This is a genomic window from Pseudoalteromonas sp. A41-2 (assembly GCF_015767615.1).
GTDB lineage: Bacteria > Pseudomonadota > Gammaproteobacteria > Enterobacterales > Alteromonadaceae > Pseudoalteromonas > Pseudoalteromonas lipolytica.
The window spans coordinates 2078306-2100585 of record NZ_CP065231.1 but is presented as its reverse complement, the minus strand read 5'-3'; the positions used below and the strand labels follow the sequence as shown (position 1 = coordinate 2100585).

General features: G+C 41.8%; 17 protein-coding genes. 10 read left to right on the top strand and 7 right to left on the bottom strand.

Going from position 1 to position 22280, the window contains the following annotated elements; translation table 11 throughout:
• Positions 1-2 precede the first annotated feature (2 nt).
• Positions 3-1418, top strand: coding sequence for an FAD-dependent oxidoreductase (locus IT970_RS09555; RefSeq protein ID WP_118844410.1), 1416 nt, complete (start codon positions 3-5; stop codon positions 1416-1418).
• Positions 1419-1634: 216 nt separating this feature from the next.
• Complete coding sequence (locus IT970_RS09550) at positions 1635-3752, top strand: S8 family serine peptidase (protein WP_196857276.1); 2118 nt, start codon at positions 1635-1637, stop codon at positions 3750-3752.
• Between the two features lie 224 nt (positions 3753-3976).
• Here IT970_RS09550 and IT970_RS09545 read toward each other — a convergent pair whose 3' ends face one another.
• The 4 genes from IT970_RS09545 to nadK all read right to left on the bottom strand — a co-directional run bounded on the left by IT970_RS09545 (position 3977) and on the right by nadK (position 7739).
• Complete coding sequence (locus IT970_RS09545) at positions 3977-4375, bottom strand: hypothetical protein (protein WP_036967641.1); 399 nt, start codon at positions 4373-4375, stop codon at positions 3977-3979.
• Positions 4376-4453: 78 nt separating this feature from the next.
• A complete protein-coding gene (gene recN, locus IT970_RS09540) occupies positions 4454-6127 on the bottom strand; it encodes a DNA repair protein RecN (protein WP_065978704.1) in 1674 nt (557 codons plus the stop codon).
• A gap of 68 nt (positions 6128-6195) precedes the next feature.
• The gene (locus tag IT970_RS09535) at positions 6196-6759 is read right to left on the bottom strand and encodes a hypothetical protein (RefSeq protein ID WP_036967646.1); all 564 of its coding nucleotides are present in this window, start codon (positions 6757-6759) and stop codon (positions 6196-6198) included.
• A 95-nt stretch (positions 6760-6854) separates the two neighbouring features.
• Complete coding sequence (gene nadK / locus IT970_RS09530) at positions 6855-7739, bottom strand: NAD(+) kinase (protein ID WP_036967648.1); 885 nt, start codon at positions 7737-7739, stop codon at positions 6855-6857.
• Positions 7740-7860: 121 nt separating this feature from the next.
• On the opposite strand from nadK, the gene IT970_RS09525 reads away from it, so the two are divergent.
• Positions 7861-8805, top strand: coding sequence for an HrcA family transcriptional regulator (locus IT970_RS09525; protein ID WP_036967651.1), 945 nt, complete (start codon positions 7861-7863; stop codon positions 8803-8805).
• A 58-nt stretch (positions 8806-8863) separates the two neighbouring features.
• Complete coding sequence (gene grpE / locus IT970_RS09520; protein ID WP_036967654.1) at positions 8864-9472, top strand: nucleotide exchange factor GrpE; 609 nt, start codon at positions 8864-8866, stop codon at positions 9470-9472.
• 24 nt (positions 9473-9496) lie between these two features.
• Here the strand turns inward: grpE and IT970_RS09515 are convergent, their stop codons facing one another.
• Positions 9497-10696, bottom strand: coding sequence for a multidrug effflux MFS transporter (locus IT970_RS09515; protein ID WP_065978702.1), 1200 nt, complete (start codon positions 10694-10696; stop codon positions 9497-9499).
• A gap of 195 nt (positions 10697-10891) precedes the next feature.
• Between IT970_RS09515 and IT970_RS09510 the strand changes: the two genes are divergently transcribed.
• Both IT970_RS09510 and IT970_RS09505 read left to right on the top strand, forming a co-directional pair.
• Positions 10892-11689, top strand: a complete 798-nt coding sequence (locus tag IT970_RS09510; RefSeq protein ID WP_065978701.1) for a M48 family metallopeptidase — start codon at positions 10892-10894, stop codon at positions 11687-11689.
• Between the two features lie 95 nt (positions 11690-11784).
• Positions 11785-13692, top strand: coding sequence for a hypothetical protein (locus tag IT970_RS09505; protein WP_196857275.1), 1908 nt, complete (start codon positions 11785-11787; stop codon positions 13690-13692).
• A gap of 78 nt (positions 13693-13770) precedes the next feature.
• On the opposite strand, the gene IT970_RS09500 is transcribed toward IT970_RS09505, so the two are convergent.
• On the bottom strand, positions 13771-14553 hold the full coding sequence (locus tag IT970_RS09500; RefSeq protein ID WP_065978699.1) for a nucleoside-binding protein: 783 nt from the start codon (positions 14551-14553) through the stop codon (positions 13771-13773).
• 126 nt (positions 14554-14679) lie between these two features.
• Positions 14680-15993 carry a Na+/H+ antiporter NhaC family protein gene (locus IT970_RS09495; RefSeq protein ID WP_036967666.1) on the bottom strand — a complete coding sequence of 438 codons (1314 nt, stop codon included), beginning with the start codon at positions 15991-15993 and terminating at the stop codon, positions 14680-14682.
• A 290-nt stretch (positions 15994-16283) separates the two neighbouring features.
• On the opposite strand from IT970_RS09495, the gene dapB reads away from it, so the two are divergent.
• The 4 genes from dapB to greA all read left to right on the top strand — a co-directional run bounded on the left by dapB (position 16284) and on the right by greA (position 22188).
• On the top strand, positions 16284-17081 hold the full coding sequence (gene dapB, locus IT970_RS09490) for a 4-hydroxy-tetrahydrodipicolinate reductase (protein WP_196857274.1): 798 nt from the start codon (positions 16284-16286) through the stop codon (positions 17079-17081).
• A 207-nt stretch (positions 17082-17288) separates the two neighbouring features.
• On the top strand, positions 17289-18425 hold the full coding sequence (carA, locus tag IT970_RS09485) for a glutamine-hydrolyzing carbamoyl-phosphate synthase small subunit (protein WP_196857273.1): 1137 nt from the start codon (positions 17289-17291) through the stop codon (positions 18423-18425).
• A gap of 16 nt (positions 18426-18441) precedes the next feature.
• Complete coding sequence (gene carB / locus IT970_RS09480; RefSeq protein ID WP_036967675.1) at positions 18442-21660, top strand: carbamoyl-phosphate synthase large subunit; 3219 nt, start codon at positions 18442-18444, stop codon at positions 21658-21660.
• Positions 21661-21711: 51 nt separating this feature from the next.
• Positions 21712-22188: a transcription elongation factor GreA gene (gene greA / locus IT970_RS09475; RefSeq protein WP_036967677.1), complete on the top strand. Its 477-nt coding sequence runs from the start codon at positions 21712-21714 to the stop codon at positions 22186-22188.
• Positions 22189-22280: the final 92 nt, after the last annotated feature.

Here is a 22280-nt window from a genome sequence, read left to right as displayed (position 1 = left end):
GTATGAGCGAAAATGTATACCAGTTTATCGATGTACAACGTGTTGACCCGCGTAAAAAACCGATTTCGGCACGTAAACAATCATTCGTGGAAATTTACGAGCCGTTTTCTGAGACGCAAGTAAATTCACAAGCGGACCGTTGCTTAGATTGTGGTAACCCGTATTGTGAGTGGAAATGCCCAGTACATAACTATATACCGCAATGGTTAAAGCTAATTCGTACAGGCCGTATATTAGAAGCGGCTGAGCTGTCACATCGTACAAATAGTTTACCTGAGGTGTGCGGTCGAGTGTGTCCACAAGACCGCTTATGCGAAGGCTCATGTACACTTGACGAAGAGTTTGGTGCTGTAACAATTGGTAATATTGAAAAATATATTACAGACACTGCTTTTAAAATGGGCTGGAAACCAGATATGTCTTATGTGGTTTGGTCTGATAAAAAAGTGGCGATTATTGGTGCAGGTCCAGCCGGGTTAGGTTGTGCTGATATTCTAGTGCGTAATGGTGTTAAACCGGTGGTATTTGACCGTCACCCTGAGATAGGGGGGTTACTTACTTTCGGTATTCCTTCATTTAAGCTTGAAAAAGAAGTGATGCAGAAGCGTCGTGAAATTTTCACTGAAATGGGGGTTGAGTTTAAACTAAACACGGAAGTCGGTGTTGATATTACCCTAGATGAAATTCTTGCTGAATATGATGCAGTCTTTTTAGGCGTAGGGACCTATCAAAGTATGCGCGCAGGATTTGAAAATGAAGATGCCGATGGCGTACATGATGCTTTACCGTTCTTAATTGGTAACACAAATCGTGTTATGGGCTACGCTGAAGACAAGCAAGCTTATATTGATATGGCCAACGAAAAAGTGGTTGTATTGGGCGGTGGTGACACCGCAATGGACTGCGTAAGAACGTCAATTCGCCAAGGTGCAAGCAAAGTAACATGTGCTTATCGCCGTGATGAAGAAAACATGCCAGGCTCTAAACGTGAAGTTAAAAATGCCCGCGAAGAAGGGGTTGAGTTTACTTTTAACGTGCAACCTAAAGGCATTGTAGTTGACGAGCAAGGTAAAGTTGCAGGCGTAAAAATGGTCAAAACGCAACTGGGTGAACCAGATGAAAATGGCCGCCGTCGTGCTGAAGAAGTGGCTGGTTCAGAGCATGTGATAGAAGCCACTAAAGTGTTAATGGCATTTGGTTTTAAACCGCACAAAATGGATTGGCTTGAACCATATGGCGTTGAAATTAACCATTGGGGTGGTATTAATGCACCTGAACAAGGTGAATTTACCCATCAGACAACGAACCCTAAAATCTTCGCTGGTGGCGATATTGTTCGCGGCTCAGATTTGGTGGTAACGGCTATTTTTGAAGGTCGCAATGCGGCAGAAGGAATTATGGATTACCTAGAGGTGTAATAGCTATCTGCAATACTCCCCGTTCATAATTTTGTATAGACATTAAAGCAAGCCTGCGGGCTTGCTTTTTTTGTGCCTGTAAAATATTGATTGCGTACGCAGGGGCTATTCCTAAAGCCTTATGAGGGTTTTCCCCTATATCGGTGAGTGTCACTCGCTGCGAGTATATGTTCTGTAGTTACAAAAAAGTAACAAACTAATCCAGGAGATAAACCAATGCGAACTAAACTTTCTAGTATACTCATCGGTCTTGGCATGGTTGGCAGCTTTGCCACCCAAGCACAAGCCTTACTAGGCCCAGAATTAGCAGAAAAATTATCAACAACAAGCCTAACTCAAAGCCTTACTGAACCAAGTATCAAAGTCATTATAAGCTTTAAAGATAAACAGCAGGTTTATAATGTAATGCAGTCACTCGGTGTACCGTACTTAGCCTTAAAAGAATTACCCATGGTAGGCGCTACGCTGACTCCTTCACTCGTCACACAGTTACAAAATAACCCTGCCATCGAAAGTATTTATTATGATGCGCCACTGCGCTATTACAACTATAACTCGGGTGAGATCACTGGCGGTCATTTTGTACATGATAACTATTTATTTACAGGCAAAGGTGGCGTTGTGGCTGTACTCGATTCAGGAGTCGATGCGACACATCCCGATTTAGCTTACGGTGATAAAACCATTCAAAATGTAAAACTAATAAACGATCTTGATTTATACGGTTTGACCGCCGATATAGAAGGGTTACCAAACACCGATACATCATCAGGACATGGCACCCATGTTGCTGGCACTGTTGCGGGCAGTGGCGCTGCATCTGCGAATGATCCTACACGTGCTAATTTGCATGATGGCATTGCCCCAGATGCAAAGATTGTCGGTATTTCTGCTGGTGAAGCCATTTCAATTTTACATTCTTTAAAAGGCTTTGATTATGCATTAGCCAACCAGCACAAATACGATATTGATGTTATTACAAATAGTTGGGGAGGGGGAGCAGGAAGTAACTTCGACCCTAATAACCCTGTGAACAAAGCATCATTTGAGGCATACAAACGCGGCATGATTGTCACTTTTGCTGCGGGTAACGATGGCGACGGTGATGATACCCTCAATGTGTATGCCGTCGCTCCTTGGGTTATTGACGTCGCAGCAGGCACGCCGAATAGAATGCTGGCTGATTTTTCTAGCCGTGGTGTGCCAGGTGATGCGATTAAAACACCCGACATTACAGCACCTGGCTCAAGCATATATTCGACGCGAGCACTCAATACCCCTTTGCCCGCTTTAGGACCGGTCATCGATTTAGATAACCCTGATTATTATGTTTACTATGCGACGATGAGTGGCACGTCGATGGCAACCCCTTTTGTTGCAGGTGCTGCGACTGTGCTGCTTGAAGCAAACCCGCATTTATCGCCTGATCAAATTGACGAAATTTTAAAAGCCAGTGCCGATGACATGTTTGATGAAACAGGGCGACAGTACTTACCGCACGAAGTAGGGGCGGGTCATATTAATGTGAAAAAAGCAGTTGAGCTTGCATTACAAACTGAAGGTAATATGCGCCAGTTTTTAGCTGGAGACACTGAATTTTCGAGTCAAGGTGCTTGGCAGCAAGCAGACAACACTGCTGATAAAGTCTACTTTGCCGGCAAGTGGTCAGAAACAACGGATAGCAGTGCTTATAACGGCACACTGGCAAAAGCAAAAGGGCCTGGAAATATTGCTTATGTTGGCTTTAAAGGTGAGCGTGCGAAAATACACTTTGCGGCAACTAACCGAGGAGAGGTCAGTATATTAGTTGATGGGGTCGAGTATGAATCGTTGAGCGTCAGTGGTGAAAAAGGCGAAGCCATTACCGTGGCAATTAACCAATTAGACGACTCAGCACATACACTTGAAGTGCGCACTATATCAGGACAAGTCGCATTAGATCGATTCGAATTTGACGGTATTGTCACCCAGCCCGGTGTGTCATTTACTACACAGTTAATGCCAAGTATTGAGGGTACAATGGGACCATCAGTAAGTTTAGATCTTGCAGGGCTTGGTGTTGACCCAGCCTATAGCATTATTGAGCATTTAGTTTCAGTACCTGATAATGTTGTGGGCGTGACTGCGGTCTTAAGTTGGCAACCATTTGCAGACCTTGATTTTTCAATAGCAAACAGTCAGGGAGAAGACCTCGCAAGCTCTGCGACACTTGATAACCCCGAAACAGCACAGTTATCGGTTACAGAAGCTGGAGACTATATTTTCAAAGTAAAAGGGTATACCAGCGTCGTGACTAATTATCGTATCGACTGGCAGATAGTCACTCAAGACTAATATAAGCAGCGGGTAAACATTACGCTTACCCGCTAATTTCTTTAACTACGTTACCAATATTAACTACGTTACCAATATTAACTACGTTACCAATATTAACTACGTTACTAATATTATAATTGCTTATTCTTATTAACTGACCCTGTTTAAAGCTATGTGTAATGATGGCTAAAAATCAGTAGGTTTTTTTAAATGAGAGAAAAAGCCCGACAAGTTAAAACAGACTACCAGCAGCCTGATAGCGTGTTTTTTACTTTATTGCTGTGTTGTTTTAATAAAAAGTAAGCAAGGCTTACCACGATAAAATGACAAATCATTACAACAACAGACCAAACAGAAATTGTCTCTGATTGCTGGCTCACTATTACAAACAGTATGAGCATCATAGCTGCAGAAGCATATAAATATGTTTGTAAACGTTGTTTAAACCTTAGGTGCTTCCATCGGCTCCATAGCACCAAAAGCAGCGCCACGATAGGAAACGCAAATAAAGTGCATTGTAGTAGAGCGAACATATAATTTTGTGACACGACAGGTGTATATGACACAGAGGCGTGCAGTAAAGGTGAGCTTAAGCTCAATAATAACCCGCTTGCTAACCCAAACTTACGTTGTTTATTCATTGTATAATCCGGTCAAAGGCTATGCACAATAGCCTTAATTACTTACTAAAACGTTAATGTCATTAAGTGCGAGAGTGGTTATGCATGCGCACTAATCAGCTCTTTCGCATTTGCTCTGGCCATTTTGCTAATATTATCGCCAGCGAGTAGACGGGCAATTTCATCTATTCGTCCATCTTTACTGAGCTTATTCATTTGTGTGTAGGTTTCACCATTTGCAATTTCTTTCGCAACAAAAAATTGCTGATGCCCAGAGCTAGCAACCTGTGGCAAGTGCGTAACACAAATAACTTGGGTTGACTTGCCAAGCTGGCGCAATAACTTGCCAACCGCGGAGGCCGTTGGGCCAGAAATACCCACATCGACTTCGTCGAATATGAGTGTTGGCGTTGTCACGCGCTGGGCGATAATGACTTGTATCGCTAAACTGATACGCGAAAGCTCGCCACCCGATGCAACTTTCGATAAAGCTTGCATTGGTTGCCCAGGGTTGGTCGATACCAAAAACGCCACGGTATCAAACCCCATTGCACTGGGGGCTTTATCACTCGTTTGTTGAATATCAATCGCAAACTGGCCATTTTCCATTGATAAGTTAGCCATGCTATCGCTGATCAATGTGTTGAGTGTTTCGGCATAACGCTGGCGGCTATCACTTAAAACCTGTGCAGCGTCTTTATATTCATCAAGGGCTGTATTTATCTCGGTTTCTAGTGATGCTAAGCGGTCACTATTGTAGCTAATTGAAGCAAGCTCTTGCGCAATTGATTGGTGAAATTCTACCAGCTCTTCCGGTTTTATATGGTGCTTGCGTGCTAAATCCATTGCCCCAGTTAAACGAGTTTCTACTTCGTCGAGGCGAGCAGGATCTAAATCTGTTATATCTACGTAGCTGCGAATTTCACGGCTTGCTTCTTCAACTTGAACAGCGGCTTCACTTAAAAGCGCTGCAATGCTAGATAGGCTATCATCGTAGCCGGCAAGTTCAGCAAATTGCTGTGCACTGTGTTGCAGCATTGAGCATGCACTTTGCTCATCACTTTCGTATAAGTGCTGAAGTTCACGTTGGCACGACTCTAAAATAGTTTGGCTGTGGCTTAACTTATGGTGCTCAGCTTCTATTTCTTCAAACTCACCGGGTTGTAAGGCAAACTCGTCTAATTCAGCAACTTGGTATTCAAGTAGCTGTTTTTGAGCCGCTTGTTGCGCTTGTTGTTGTTCTAAGTGGTTAAACTCTTTTACTAGCGCCTGATAGGCTTTAAAGCGTTCTTTAACATTGGAAAGCAGGTTTGTATGGCCAGCATATGCATCCAGTAAATGCAGCTGATGCTCGGCTTTTAATAAATGCTGATGCGCGTGTTGACCATGAATAGAAATGAGGTATTGCCCAAGCTCTTTAAGCTGCGCAGCAGTGACAGGGCTGCCATTAATATAGCTTTTACTCCGGCCATTTTTACAAATAACACGGCGCAGTAAGCATTCACCTTCTGCATTAGACAGTAAGTGATGTTCTAAAAACTGTTGAGCAAGGGGTAATTGGGTAATATCGAATTGCGCGCAGATTTCTGCACGCTCAGTTCCTGGACGAACAGCACCCGCATCGGCGCGTTCGCCTAAACACAACGATAGGGCATCAATAGCAATTGATTTCCCTGCACCTGTTTCACCTGTAATGGCTGTCATGCCATTGTGCCACTCAGTACTCAAGTTACTTACAATGGCAAAGTTTTTAATTTCTAACCCGATTAACATACTGTTTATCCATCCAGCTAATTAACTGTTAATTTATACAGTGTTTTCGGGTTTTGCAAATTAAATTTTTATGCTTTTGTTAATTCTGATATCTGTTTTTCGTGATTTAATTCATCAGGCATTGATGGACTCTGGCTTTGCGCAGGGTCATCATGTTGATTAATAGGTGGCGCGTATTTAATAACTTCAATTAATGAGGGTAATACTTCTTGATAAAACGCTTTATTGTATTCAATGCCATTATAAGGAAGTTGTGCCATAAAGTATTGTAATCTATCGGCAAGTTGGTCATGTTCATGCGGGCTTTGTGCTTTGTTTGCTTCCATGATTATGGTGCTGATAAACAACTCACTAATAAACTCTAAATGCGTTAGATTTTCTTCGTTGTGAGCTTGAACGACAAAGTAATTACTGGTGATTTGGTTCAAACGTGCAACATTTTTAGGGCGAATGAGCTTTGCTTCACTAAATTCGATTAATTTAATTTTGAAGTCGTTATTGATCTCTTTTACACGTTGATGAAAGCGTTTTTTTTCGGCTTCTATCGCTTTGCGACGGTTGCTTTCGATGATCCAATAGCAGCCTAGTAGAGTGATCAACAATAAAAGAGCAAGAAAAACTATATAGCTCATTTTTGCTTAGGTTCCTTAAATGTGTACTACGGTAAAGTGAATTATTTTGCGCTAATAGATTTCACTTGGCAATTATTTAAGAAGAAAATTGCTGTTTAAAATAAGCGGCTACCCCAGTTAAGTTTTTTTCGCAGTACATTGTAATAAGAATATTCTTTTGGATGAATTAAGCGTAACCGTTTGTCAGCTTTTTTGATAACCACTTCATCGCCTGGTAAAACGGCCAAAACAACGTGGCTGTCACAGCTCACTTGTAAGCTGTCGGTATTTTCTAAGCTGAGTTTAAGGCGTACCTCGTTATCGGCATCAACGACTAAAGGGCGACTCGAAAGAGTATGAGGAAACATGGGTACTAACGAAATAGCATTCAGTTCTGGTGTCAAAATAGGCCCGCCACCAGAGAGAGAATAGGCCGTTGACCCCGTCGGTGTAGATACGATTAAACCATCAGAGCGTTGTGAAAATACAAAATCATTATTTATGAAGGCTTCGAACTCAATCATGTGAGCGACTTTATCGGCATGGAGTACCGCTTCATTAACCGCTGAATTTGCGCTTTTAAGTTCAGCATGTCGGTATACTTCTACTTCTAGCAGGAAGCGTTTTTCTTCAATGAATTGACCGCTTAGAACCTGCTCTAAACTTGCTTCAAAACCTTCTGGGTTTAAGTCGGTTAAAAATCCGAGGTTACCACGGTTTACGCCAATCACTGCAACGTCAAAACGCGCTAAAACACGTGCAGCACCTAACATGTTGCCATCGCCACCGACAACGATGGCTAAATCAGCACGCTCGCCTAACTCAACGAGTTTAACGAGGTTGTTTGCAGGCACATCTTCTAATTGCCGACCCGTTCGTTGCTCAACGAGCACCTCAAAACCTAACGCTCGTAAAAAGGTGTGTAATCGCTGTAGCGTTGTGGCCGCGGCGCTGTGGTTAGGTTTACCAATTAAACCTATGGTTTTAAACGGTGAGTCCATGGTACGTGCACTTAACTATTTCATAGGGATAGATTACATTAAAAATTAATGCTTTGAAAATAACTTGAAATAAACTTGCAGTGCCCAAATATCTTAGGGCAAGAGTCAAGATGTAAGAATTATGAAATTAAACCCCCGCGATCAACAAATTTTTTCAGCCGTAATGAGCCTATATTGTAATGGCGAGGGCCAACCAGTGGCTTCAACGCGCATAGCAAAGCAAAAGGGCATGGCTGTGTGCTCTGCCACAGTGCGAAATGCAATGGCAAGGCTTGAAAAAGAAGGGTTGCTTTATTCGCCACATACCTCGGCAGGCCGCGTGCCAACAAATGCTGGGTTTGACTATTGGTTAACCGAATTTTTCTCTTTGCCCGAAATTGCGACGTATTGGCAACCTCAACAAGCACAACTTGTTGAGCTGGCCCACGGCTTGAGCCAACGTTATAAAGTATGTTGTTGTGTTGGTTTACCGCAAGTGAGTTCGCAATTGGTTTTTAGGGTTGAAGTACTTGACTTTGATGGCAGTGATTGGCTTATTTTACTGATTGATAGAGCAGGGCAAAGTCACAATATTTGTATTAGTAAACCTGAGGACGCCAGTGATTCGGTTCGCTATCAGTTTGCAACGTGGCTTAATACGGTGTTCAGTCAACAAACTCTGATGGAAGGTCTTTACCGTATGCAGGCAATGGCGAATACTGCACCGCGCAACTGCCATGACTCGTTGACCCAATGGACTCGCCAATTGAGCCAGAAACTGGGGTCTGATAACAGTATTGTGGTAGGTGAAAACTATTTATATAAGCAAGTAGACTGTCAAACGAGCTTAAATATAGGCGTCTCATTTCTAAATTTTGTTGAAGACAAGCTCGCATTTAGAAACGGTTTGTCGGTATTAAACACAGAACAACTTCCATTTACCGATTGTGATGAGTTAATGGTGATCAGCCTTCCTTACTTTAATAACCTCGAATATCAGAGTCGTTTTTGTGTTATTTGTCCAAAATCAGCACAAATTGAAGCAATCATCCAAGAATTTGAGTTAATCGGGTCATCAACCTCTTGAATCTTTTTATTCAATCCCCATAATTACCGCAGTTGTAAAGAATTGGAGCATTTAAGCTATGTCTGAGCAGACAAAATCACCAGAGCAAGAAGTTGAACTAAACGAAGAATTTGAACAAATGCAAGCGGATGTTGACGCAGCCGTTGAAGCAGCAGAGCAAGTTGAAGGCGAAGAACTAAGCCCTGAAGCTGAAATTGCACTACTTTATAGTGAACTAGAAGCTGCAAAGCAAACTATAAATGATCAAAAAGACAGTGTTGTACGTGCCGCAGCAGATGTTGAAAACATGCGTCGCCGTGCCGCACAAGATGTTGAAAAAGCTCACAAGTTTGCACTTGAGAAGTTTGCTAACGAATTATTACCCGTGATTGATAATTTAGAGCGTGCGATTGAGTTTTCTGACAAAGAAAATGAGCAGCTTAAGCCTGTACTTGAAGGTATCGAGATGACGGTAAAAAGCTTCAACGATGCCGTGTCTAAGTTTGGTGTAGAAATTGTTAACCCACAAGGTGAGCAGTTTAATCCAGAATTCCATCAAGCGATGTCAATTCAACCAAGCAATGATGTAGCACCTAATACGGTACTTGCAGTTATGCAAAAAGGGTACACGTTAAACGGTCGTTTACTGCGTCCTGCTATGGTAATGGTATCGAAAGAAGCTGAATAAACGCTTTTTAGAGAAAAATGCCTGTCATAGACAGGCATTTTTTTTGTCTAATTTTCGATGCCAAAGCTGCACAAGTAGTATAAGGATAAGCGCACTGAACATCATGGCTGAAAATGGCACCGCACTTTGTGGGTGAATAAACGCGAGGATAGGTCCTACGAGTGCGCCACTGCCAAAACGTAACGTACCAATTACCGCCGTTGCAGTCCCTGACTTTTCCTCGAATTGCATTAAAATCAATGAGTCGGCATTACTTGCCACAATCCCCAAACTCATCATTAAAGGCGCTATGCTTGCGACGATAAAATACAGCGACAAATGCATTAAACTAAACAGCAGTAATGCTGAACCCGATGCAAAGCCAATACCTAAGCCTAAAAACAGTAATTTGCGCGATCCTAAGCGTGGTACAAGTCGGGTATTCATAAAGTTACCGAACATTAAGGCAAGTACGTTAAAGGCAAATAAAATACCGAAGAGTTGTTCATCTACTTTAAAAAAGTCCAAATAAACGTAAGGCACAGACGTTAAAAAGCAGAAAAATGCGAACGAGGCAAACATAGAGCTAGCGATGTCGGCACGTGCACTTTGACGTGAAAAGACGGTTTTATAGCTGTTAAAAAATAACGCTAAACCACGTTGCTGACTTTTGAAAATAGGGATATCAATTAAGTAAAGTTGCACAAGTGCTAAAATTGCAAAGCTATAGGCAGCTAACACTAAAAATATAACCTGCCATGTCGAAATGCCCATAATTAAAGAGCCAAGCGTGGGGGCGATAAGGGGCGCTACCATCATGATCATCGATACATACGACATCCCCTTTGCCGTATTCTCACGGTAAATATGACGAATAATACCCGGTACAACCACGGTTGCCGCGGCACCAGTGAAAGCCTGTACTGCCCTAAGTGACCAAAAAAGCTCTATGTTATGGCAAAATGCCAGTGCTAACGAACTTAAACCAAACAGCGCTAAGCCTACTTTAGCCAGTAATCGTCTACCAAGCTCATCGGCAATAGGGCCAAAAAATAGCATACCCAGTGCATAGCCAGCTAAATAGATACTCAATGAAATTTGTACATTTGGCATGGTTGTTTGTAAGTCATTGGCAATGACCAACATCGCAGGTAGATACAAATCAATTGCCAGCGGAGTAATGGCGACAATACTTGCCAGTAACGGCAATAAAATGCGTTTATTTAATGTGTCGGGGGAAGGCATTGGAAACTCATTTATCAATCAATAGACCCCTATTGTAGCAGCGAGTCGTTCGTTGGTGAACTTAGTTTGCCTGCTAACTAAAAGATTTAACTGAAAAATCACATTTGCACGGTGGGAAATGTATTTTCATATAAAATTAATGAATGCTTTGCTATATTAGCAACAATTGCACTAATAGTATTTGTAAGGATTCACATGAAAAAGTTAATGATGGTCGTGTTAGCCACCGCTGTTTTAGCAGGGTGTAAAACGTCTCCAACGGGACGTACACAGATCGCGCTCTACTCAGATCAACAAATGAGTCAAATGGGCCAAGCAAGTTTTGCTGAAATGAAGAAAACACAGCCGATTAACTCCGACCCAAAAGTTAATGCGTATGTAAAATGCATCGCAGACGATGTGATTTCTGTTTTGCCGCGTGAATATGCTCAACAAGCATGGGAAGTGGTGGTGTTCGAAGAAGATTCCGCGAATGCGTTTGCATTACCAGGCGGCTACATTGGCGTACATACCGGATTATTAAAAGTCGCGGTTAACAGGGATCAACTAGCGACCGTGTTAGGCCATGAAGTTGCACACGTTATTGCTGAGCACTCGAATGAACGTGTATCGCAAAACTCCTTGATTCAAACAGGTTTACAAGTCGGTGGTGCTGCGCTTGATATGGGTAATGTGCAATATCGCGGTGAAATTATGCAAGCACTTGGACTCGGCGCACAATTTGGTGTGGTGTTACCTTTTAGCCGCTCACATGAATCTGAAGCTGATATTGTAGGTTTAGACTTAATGGCAAAGGCCGGCTTTAACCCAGAGCAGTCAGTGTCATTATGGCAAAACATGAGTGCAGCTGGCAGCAGCGGCACACCTGAATTCATGTCGACTCACCCAGCACCGGGTAATCGAATTAAAGAGCTACAAAAACACATGCCAACGGCTTTAAAAGCACAACAAGCGGCAAAAGCGCAGGGCAGAAACCCACAGTGTAAACTGTAAATTAGGACTATTTTCTTAGCTTTATACTTTAAACATAAGCCTAATCAATATATGGTTAGTCTTATGTTTTCAAAATAAGTACAGAGCATTTAGGGATGAAAAAAAAAGCTTTATCAGTAATTGTTTTAGCTACCGTTGTAACAACGTTAATATTTTATGTAACCAATACTGAAACTTCACACACGAACGAATCAAAAAAAACCGTCAATACAACAAATGACATTAGCTCATTAGATAAAAATACCGAAGCGACACCAGAAAAAAAAACCTACAAAAAACGCCCTTTTCCAAATGAAGTTCCAGACGAACAACTGTGCAGAGATTTAAATCTTAAGCAAAGCAATTTACACTATGATTTTTCAGATGAGATAGAACTTAAAGCACTGCACGCTTTCAAAAATGGTTATTCAGCAAAGCAGGTTGCGGATGCAATTTGGTTTGTTAGCAGTTGGTCACAAGCGCAAGATTGGTATGAAAGGGCTATGTTGCATGAATCCGTTTCTGAATTGATACCAGTTATAAAATCATTGCCGAATAATGAACGGTTTCTTAGTCAATATAATTTTGTTAATGGACCAAATTCATCGGCGACGGAAGTTTTGGATTATAAGGATTCATTAGACAGACTTTGGGCAGACTTACCACTTGAGGAGCTTAATCGGAAGATTACATCGACTAATATTTCATCGGTCGAAACTTTCAATGAAATTGAACGGGTTTTTTCAAACTTCCCATACGAAATACTTAATAGTGAATCTATTTCCCCTTTAAATTCCATTTTAGGTTTTTTAGTTGCTAAGAAACGCATTCCTACTGCCATAATGCTTTTACAGCGCTATCCTGGACTTGAGTTTTCAACGGCTAACTTTACTAACGAAGCAGCAACTCAACTCCTTATGATAATCGGTAATGAAGGTTATGAGATTGAAGACTCTGAAAGTTATCAGCAACTCTTTGATTTGTTGGGCTTGAGTGGAAAAGGTATTTACTATCAGGAGATTAATCATCCTTTGTTTAGTAATGTCGAGGTCAAAAATGCAGTAGAAAAGTTAAATCATGAAGGTATCGGTGTTAACTTAATCCCAGTAGAGGATTTAGAAAAGCCAGAACCTATTTTTGTATTGAATATTGATAAGAATGAATTAACTGATGACGAAAAACGTAGTTTAGATAAATGTAATTTAACAAGGGAGTGGCTTGAAGGACGTCAACTCAATTATTTGCAGCTTGATACATTCGAATCAACGCCTTTTATTGAATTAATTAAATCGTCACCTGAATTTTATTTTTGTAAAAATCAACAGCACCCAGATGATTTTCCCCTCATTAAAAGTCAGTTTACTGAAATGAGAAAACAGATCACTCAAACAATAGCGAATCAGAATACTTCACTAGAAAAACTTGATTTAACAACGTTAGATGTACCAGACACGATGTTACCAGAAGTTAAATCTATTTTAGGAATCATTCTTGCTCGCGATTATTTACAAGCGACATCACTCAATGAGCAAGAAATTATGATGAGATTGAGTAATGTTGGCTTAAAGCCGTCAAGCAAGCATATTGCAAGTTTTTCGGGATTGGCTAGTTTGAAAGGTTTCACAATGTGGCTTGAAACGCTTTCTTTCGACGAACCAAAGGACGCTAAAGCCCTTTTAAATGAGTTTGCCAGTAAAGGTGCATATAAAGCATTTTCTGATCTTAATAGTATGGTAGGGGCTGAGTTTGATTTAGAGACTGAGCTGGATCCATTTTATTTTTTTATAAAAAACTATTCTTCTATGACATTACACTTTGGTGATATTAATGCTTATGAACAGAAAGATAATGCGGCTTTCATAAACTATTTTAAGGTGAGTGGGGTAAAAATTAAGCCTCAGCATCGGCGAGCTATATTTAAACGTAAAATATCTGAGGAAGATGCTTATAAAGCACTAATTAGTCATTTCCCAGAGTTAAAGGTCGAAAATGTAGATGAGTTCTTCTCTTTAAGTTGCTTATGAGTACTTTTAAGTAAAAGTATTGCTATAAATTCTAAAACTGCGAAATAAATAACTATTTCGCAGTTTTATTGATAACGTTTAGAACGTCCACTCAACATGAAGTTGTGGGACTGATTCAGTGGTATCTGTGCCTAGTTTGTTATGCCAGTATTGCCACTCAAGGCCAAGTAACAGGGTATTCTCTTTCATGCTGATTGCATGACCTAAATCCCATGTAATAATAGGCTGTGCTAAAATCCATGCTTTAACGTCTTGACCGAATTCGTTTTCACGCTCTGCAATGTACTCAACATGGCCTGTCACATTAAATTTTTGTGAGCCAATAGTGAATGGGTAGCCCCATGCTACATCAATCATCCAGCTGTTTGTTTCAGTAGGAGCACCACCACGAGCAACACCTTCACTGTCATCAATGTAGGCTGTAAACAACGTTGATAAAAAGCTAAAACCCGGCGCTTGCCAGCTTAGTTTTACACCGGGTAAATATTTTAGAACCTTTGAGTCTCCAGCAGCGTTAAAGCCCGCAGTTAAACCTACGTCAGCAATCGCACCATATGAAAAATCGTTGCCTGAGATTTTTGACAGGCTAAAGGTTGAATACCATTCACCATAAAAGTCTTTATCTTGATATCCATCTTGTAAATCATCATCACTGTAGTCAATAAAAAAGAAGTTATCGCCATAGTCATAACCAGATGCATGCTGTAATGACACAACCGTTGTGTTTGATTTAGCCAAAGAAAACGGATTTTTGTGCTCACCGTTATTGATGTGTAATTGCGTTGAGCTCCAATTAGCCGCATAGCTCGAAGTACTCGCTGCACATAGCGCAGCAATAGAAAGGATCTTTTTCAAGTTCATATCTCAATATTGATGTAGTCATAACAATTCACTTGATTAAGCGAATTAGTATATAAAGGGGGATACAAAGTGAGGATTATAGCAGATACGTCCTTAAAATGACGTATCTGCTCAAAAATATTTAACTTAGGCTTTATTACGGCGTAAGCATATTACCGCAATCGCAGTAAACGCGAGAATAAAACAATAATATGACGATGTAGATACTTGCCAAGGGCTGATTTTAAACGTTGCACCTAACAATAAGGCTTGTGCGCCGTAGGGCAAAGAGCCTTGTGTTACACAGGCAAAAATATCTAATAAACTGGCTGAGCGCTTGCCAGTGATTTCACCGTCATCGGCCAGTTTTTTCGCAATAGGGCCTGCAACAATAATAGACACCGTATTATTAGCAATACATACGTTACTCGTCATTACGAGTGCTGCAATACCTAATTGATCAGCAACTTTACGATGCCATTTAGCAATAATTTTCGTGATTGCCTGAATTTTGTTAGCAATGTAATCAAGGCCACCGTTTATACGAATAAATTCTGACAGGCCGCCAATAAACATAGATAACAAGAAAATTTCCTGCATATCGGTAAAGCCTTTGTAGATATCTTTTACAAAGCTTGCGCCTTCATAACTGCCTGTAAAGCCCATTAGTGCTGCGAAAATAATCCCGCTAAACAGCACCACAAATACATTAAATCCCATCACCGCTAGCACTAAAATAAAGGCATACGGAAGCACGAGTAATATATCGTAATCCTGTGTTTCAACCGCTTCAGCTGCCGGTGTTAAAAAGAACAATAATGCAATGGTGAGTGCAGCAGCAGGCAGAGCAATCTTTAGATTCTCGCGAAATTTATCTTTCATTTCACAACCTTGTGTACGGGTAGCCGCAATTGTTGTGTCAGAAATGATTGATAGGTTATCGCCAAACATTGCACCCGATACAATTGTACCGGCCATCAATGCCGGATCGATACCCGTTTTTTGCGCTACGGCGTAGGCAATAGGGCCAATCGCGCCGATGGTGCCCATTGATGTGCCCATGGCAGTTGAAACCACGGCAGCGATTAAAAATAAGCCCGGGAGTAATAAAGCTGGGGGAATAAGAGATAAACCGGCATTCACGACGGCATCAACACCCCCGGTTGCGCCTGCGACTGCAGAAAACGCACCTGCAAGAAGGTAAATCAAGCACATAGTAATGATATTGCTATGACCTGCACCTTTTATAAACGTTTCAACACTGTGGTTAATCGTGTTTCTATTTAAAATAAAGGCCAACATAATGGCAGGTAAAATAGCGACCGGTGCCGGTAGTTGATAAAAGGCGTAATCAACACCTTGAGATTGTAAGTATAAGCCTGCGCCTAAAAATAAGCCGACAAACACCAAAAGCGGCAGCAAAGAAAGTTTTGCTTTTGTTTTATTAAATGATGGCTGCATCATATTCCTCGTTAGATAACCAAAAACACAGCCAAAAACTTCTTTTAGCTGTATTTAGTTGTTGTTTTATGAAAGTAAAAACAACAACAGCGCCCGCAAGCCAAAGACCAAATCGGCGCAAAGGAAGAAGTTTAAATGTATAGATGGCTAAATGCAAAGGCTATCTGTTATTATTGTTGTTATTTTATAAATCCAAAAAATTAGCGCTGTATTTTTTATAAGCTAACCTGACTATTACATGAGTTTTCGATAAAATCTAGCCAGCTAATAAGAATAGATAAGGTAAAAGTATGAACCGTATAGGTGTATTTGGTGCCAATGGCCGCATGGGGCTTGCACTATTAGAGGCTGTTACAAAAAATGAGCACTCTGTGTTAACGGGGGCGTATGTCCGTGAAAATTCACCGCTTATTAATTTAGCTGTTAATCAATTAAACAGTGCCGCTGATGCGGATGTGCAATTTAGCAAAGAAACTGATGTAAAAGAGACTGACGTACTTATTGATTTTACTTTACCCGCGGGGATGCGTAATCACCTCAAAACAGCGGTAGAAAAAAATATAGCCATGGTGATCGGCACGACAGGCTTAACCCACGACGACCTTGAAGCGTTAAACGATGCAGCAAAGTATATCCCGATTGGTTTTGCTCGTAACTATAGCGTAGGCGTTAATTTACTGCTTAACTTAGTGCAGACTGCAGCTGTGAAATTTGGCGATGACATGGACATAGAGATTTTTGAAGCGCACCATCGTCATAAAATTGATGCGCCCTCGGGCACAGCTTTAGCTATTGGTGAGGCTATTGCAGAGGCAAAAGGCTGGCAACATGATGACGTTGCACGTTTCGATAGAAGCCACGATGAACAAGCAAAATCGCAAAATGAAATCGGTTATTCGGTCATGCGAGGCGGAGATATAGTAGGTGAACACACCGCATATTTCGCAACTTCTGGCGAAAGACTAGAATTAACTCATAAAGCAAGTTCTAGAATGACCTTTGCCTTAGGTGCTGTAAGAGCTGCGGGCTGGTTGAAAAATAAGCCGGCTGGACTTTATGACATGCAAGATGTGCTTGACTTGAAGTAGTTTAGTTTCTTTTTTGGCAGTTTCAGTGAAAATTAAGTTAATAACGCTTATTTTTACTATTTTATTAATTATGATTAGATCTGAAAAGCAAATTACTGTAAAATAGCGCCAATTTGCCAAAAATTCATAAATGCGTGTTTCCAATCGCTTTAAACGGGCAGTAGAGCAAATGACTTTACTCCCGTTTTTTACTGTTAGGAGGTTAACTTGACTAAATCCGCTCTGTTAGTCCTAGAAGACGGCACAGTGTTTCGCGGTACTGCAATCGGCGCTGACGGCATGTCAGTCGGTGAAGTAGTATTCAATACGTCTATGACTGGTTATCAAGAAATTTTGACTGACCCTTCATACGCGGAACAAATCGTAACTTTGACGTACCCACATATCGGTAATACGGGTACTAACAGCGAAGACGAAGAAGCGGGTCAAATCTGGGCTAAAGGCCTAGTGATCCGTGATTTGCCACTGCTAGCAAGTAATTTCCGTAACGAGCAATCGTTAAGTGATTACTTAAAAGAACGCAATATCCTAGGTATTGCTGGCATCGACACTCGTAAATTAACACGTATCTTACGTGATAAAGGCGCTCAAAATGGTTGTATCATTGCAGGCGACGAGTTAGATGAGAATAAAGCGCTCGAAGCTGCGCAAGCCTTCCCAGGCTTAAAAGGCATGGATTTAGCAAAAGTTGTCTCAACCAAGGAAAATTTTGAGTGGCGTGAATCAAGCTGGACATTAGGTGATGGCTTTAAAACGCTAGAAGCAGCAGACGAGAAATTTCACGTTGTTGCTTATGACTTCGGTGTTAAACGTAATATCTTACGCATGTTAGTTGACCGCGGTTGTAAATTAACCATTGTGCCGGCACAAACATCTGCTGAAGACGTACTCGCACTTAACCCAGACGGTATTTTCTTATCGAACGGCCCTGGTGACCCTGAGCCTTGTACCTACGCAATTGACGCAATTAAGACCTTTTTAGAAACAGATACGCCAATTTTTGGTATTTGCTTAGGTCACCAATTACTTGCGCTTGCCTCTGGTGCAAAAACAGTAAAAATGAAGTTCGGTCATCACGGTGGTAACCACCCAGTTAAAGACCTTGACCGCAATGTGGTTATGATCACTGCGCAAAACCATGGTTTCGCAGCGGATGAAGCGACATTACCAGCGAATTTACGTGCAACTCACGTTTCATTATTCGATGGTACGCTACAAGGTATTCACCGTACTGATAAGCCTGCATTTAGCTTCCAAGGTCACCCTGAAGCAAGCCCAGGTCCTCACGATGCAGCACCTTTATTCGACCACTTCATCGACTTGATGCAAGCTCGTTCTAACTAATTTAACCGGAGTAACAATGCCAAAACGTACCGACATAAAAAGCATTCTTATCTTAGGCGCGGGCCCGATCGTTATCGGTCAAGCTTGTGAATTTGACTACTCTGGTGCACAAGCGTGTAAAGCACTACGAGAAGAAGGCTATCGAGTTATTCTTGTAAACTCGAACCCTGCAACTATCATGACTGACCCTGAAATGGCTGATGCGACGTACATCGAACCAATTCACTGGGAAGTGGTAGAAAAAATTATTGAAAAAGAAAAGCCAGATGCTGTACTCCCAACAATGGGTGGTCAAACAGCATTAAACTGTGCGCTTGACCTAGACAAGCACGGTGTGTTGGCTAAACACGGTGTTGAGCTAATCGGTGCAACTGCGGATGCCATCGATAAAGCAGAAAACCGTGAGCGTTTTGACGCTGCAATGAAAAATATTGGCCTTGAGTGTCCGCGTGCTGAAATCGCTCACTCAATGGACGAAGCACACGATGTACTTACTCGTATCGGCTTCCCATGTATTATCCGTCCATCATTCACCATGGGTGGTACTGGTGGTGGTGTTGCATACAACCAAGAAGAATTTGATGAAATTTGTGAGCGTGGTTTAGATTTATCACCAACAAATGAGCTTCTAATTGATGAATCATTAATCGGTTGGAAAGAGTACGAAATGGAAGTTGTTCGTGACAAAAACGACAACTGTATCATCGTATGTTCTATCGAAAACTTTGACCCAATGGGCGTTCACACGGGTGACTCAATCACCGTTGCACCAGCACAAACGTTGACGGATAAAGAATACCAAATCATGCGTAATGCATCGATGGCGGTACTTCGCGAAATCGGCGTCGAAACAGGTGGTTCAAACGTACAGTTTGGTGTGAATCCAGTTGATGGCCGTATGGTTATCATTGAAATGAACCCTCGTGTATCTCGTTCATCGGCTCTAGCGTCTAAAGCAACGGGTTTCCCAATTGCCAAAATCGCTGCGAAACTAGCGGTAGGTTATACGCTTGACGAGCTTCAAAATGATATCACGGGTGGTAAAACACCTGCTTCATTCGAGCCTTCAATCGATTACGTTGTGACTAAGATCCCACGTTTTAACTTCGAAAAATTCGCAGGTTCAAACGACCGTCTTACTACACAGATGAAATCTGTGGGTGAGGTTATGGCTATTGGTCGTAACCAACAAGAATCACTACACAAAGCATTACGTGGTCTTGAAGTGGGTGCAACAGGCTTTAACCCAATTGTTGCGCTTGATGACCCGAAAGCGAAAGAGAAAATCATTCGTGAATTGCGTGAGCCAGGTGCCGAGCGTATTTGGTATGTTGCTGATGCAATGCGTCATGGTATGAGCGTTGAAGATGTATTCGAATTGACTAAAATCGATCCATGGTACTTAGTACAAATCGAAGATATCTTAAAAGACGAAGAAACAATCAGCGAAGTAGGTATGGCTGGTTTAAATGCCGAGTTCTTACGCAAGCTTAAACGCAAAGGTTTTGCTGATGCACGTATCGCTGAAATTGCGGGTGTATCTGAAGCTGAAATTCGCAAAAAACGTCACCAATTAAATATCGTGCCAGTTTATAAACGCGTTGATACGTGTGCGGCAGAATTTAGTTCAGACACAGCTTACATGTACTCAACGTATGACGAAGAGTGTGAAGCGAACCCGTCTGACAAAGATAAAATCATGGTAATTGGTGGTGGTCCTAACCGAATTGGTCAAGGTATCGAATTCGATTACTGCTGTGTTCACGCGGCATTAGCGCTACGTGAAGACGGTTACGAAACAATCATGGTTAACTGTAACCCTGAAACTGTTTCTACAGACTACGACACATCTGACCGTCTATTCTTCGAGCCAATTACGCTTGAAGATGTGTTAGAAATCGTTCGTGTTGAAAAACCAAAAGGCGTAATCGTTCAGTACGGTGGTCAAACTCCACTTAAACTGGCTCGTGCACTTGAAGCGAATGGCGTGCCAGTTATTGGTACTTCACCTGATGCAATCGACCGTGCTGAAGACCGTGAGCGTTTCCAACAACTTGTTGAGCGTTTAAACCTTCTTCAACCTGAAAATGCAACAGTAACGTCTCTAGAAGAAGCGATTGTTAAATCAGCTGAAATCGGTTTCCCTCTGGTTGTACGTCCTTCATATGTACTTGGTGGTCGTGCGATGGAAATCGTTTACGATGAAGATGACTTACGTCGTTACATGACTGAAGCGGTATCTGCATCAAATGAAGCCCCAGTATTGCTTGACCGTTTCTTAGATAACGCAATCGAAGTTGACGTTGATGCTATCTGTGACGGTGAGCAAGTGATTATCGGTGGTATCATGGAGCATATCGAGCAAGCAGGTGTTCACTCAGGTGACTCAGCATGTTCATTACCTGCTCATTCATTAACTGCTGAAGTACAAGACGTAATGCGCAAGCAAGTGACAGACATGGCACTTGAGCTTGGCGTAGTGGGTCTTATGAATACACAGTTTGCAGTGAAAGACGGCCAAGTTTACTTAATCGAAGTAAACCCTCGTGCAGCGCGTACAGTACCGTTTGTATCAAAAGCAACGGGTGTAGCACTTGCTAAAGTAGCAGCGCGTTGTATGGCAGGTCAGTCATTGGCAAGCCAAGGTATCACCAAAGAAGTGATTCCACCTTACTACAGCGTTAAAGAAGTTGTATTACCGTTTGCTAAGTTCCAAGGTGTTGACCCAATGCGTGGCCCAGAAATGCGCTCAACGGGTGAGGTAATGGGTGTTGGTGAAACATTCGCCGAAGCGTTCGCTAAAGCACAATTAGGTGCAAGCAACACTTTACCACGCGGTGGTCGCGCGTTACTATCGGTACGCAACAGTGACAAACCACGTATTGTTGAACTTGCTAAAACTATGACTGAACTTGGTTTTGAGCTAGATGCAACAGGTGGTACTGCCAAAGCACTTGAAGACGCTGGTATTGCAGTTCGTCGCGTAAACAAAGTATTCGAAGGTCGTCCTCATATTCTTGATAGAATTAAAAATGGTGAATACAGCTACATTGTAAACACTACTGAAGGTCGCCAAGCGATTGAAGATTCGAAGGTGTTACGTCGTGGTGCGTTACAGCACAAGACTAACTACACAACGACACTGAACGCGGCATTTGCTAACTGTACTGCAAACCAAGCAGACGACCGTAGCAAAGTGACGTCAGTTCAGGAACTACACCAGCGAATGAACTAAGGAAATGTGCCAAGGGCGAGTGATTCGCCCTTGGGATTAAGTGAGAATAATATGCAATCAATTCCGATGACGGTTCGTGGTGCAGCATTACTGCGCGAAGAACTTAACGAATTAAAAACAGTTACCCGTCCAAAAATCATTGCTGATATTGCTGACGCACGTGAGCATGGTGATTTGAAAGAAAACGCGGAATATCATGCTGCTCGTGAGCAACAAGGTTTTTGTGAAGGTCGTATTCAAGAAATTGAAGCGAAGCTTTCAAATGTACAAATCATCGATATAACTAAGATGCCTAAGACAGGTAAAGTTATTTTTGGTACAACGGTGACTATCGTTAATGTTGAAACCGACGCTGAGGTTAAATACCAAATCGTGGGTGATGATGAAGCAGATATCAAAAATAACCTGATCTCTGTAAACTCGCCAATCGCGCGTGGTTTAATTGGTAAAGAGGTTGATGACGCCGTTACCATTAAAACACCTAATGGTGAAGTTGAATACGAAATCATTGAAGTTGAGTATATTTAATAGCTTAACCAAGCATTGATGAAGCCGCGGTTTTATACCGCGGTTTTTTTATGCCTGTTTACAGCCACCCAATTATTCGTTACGTTGGCGTT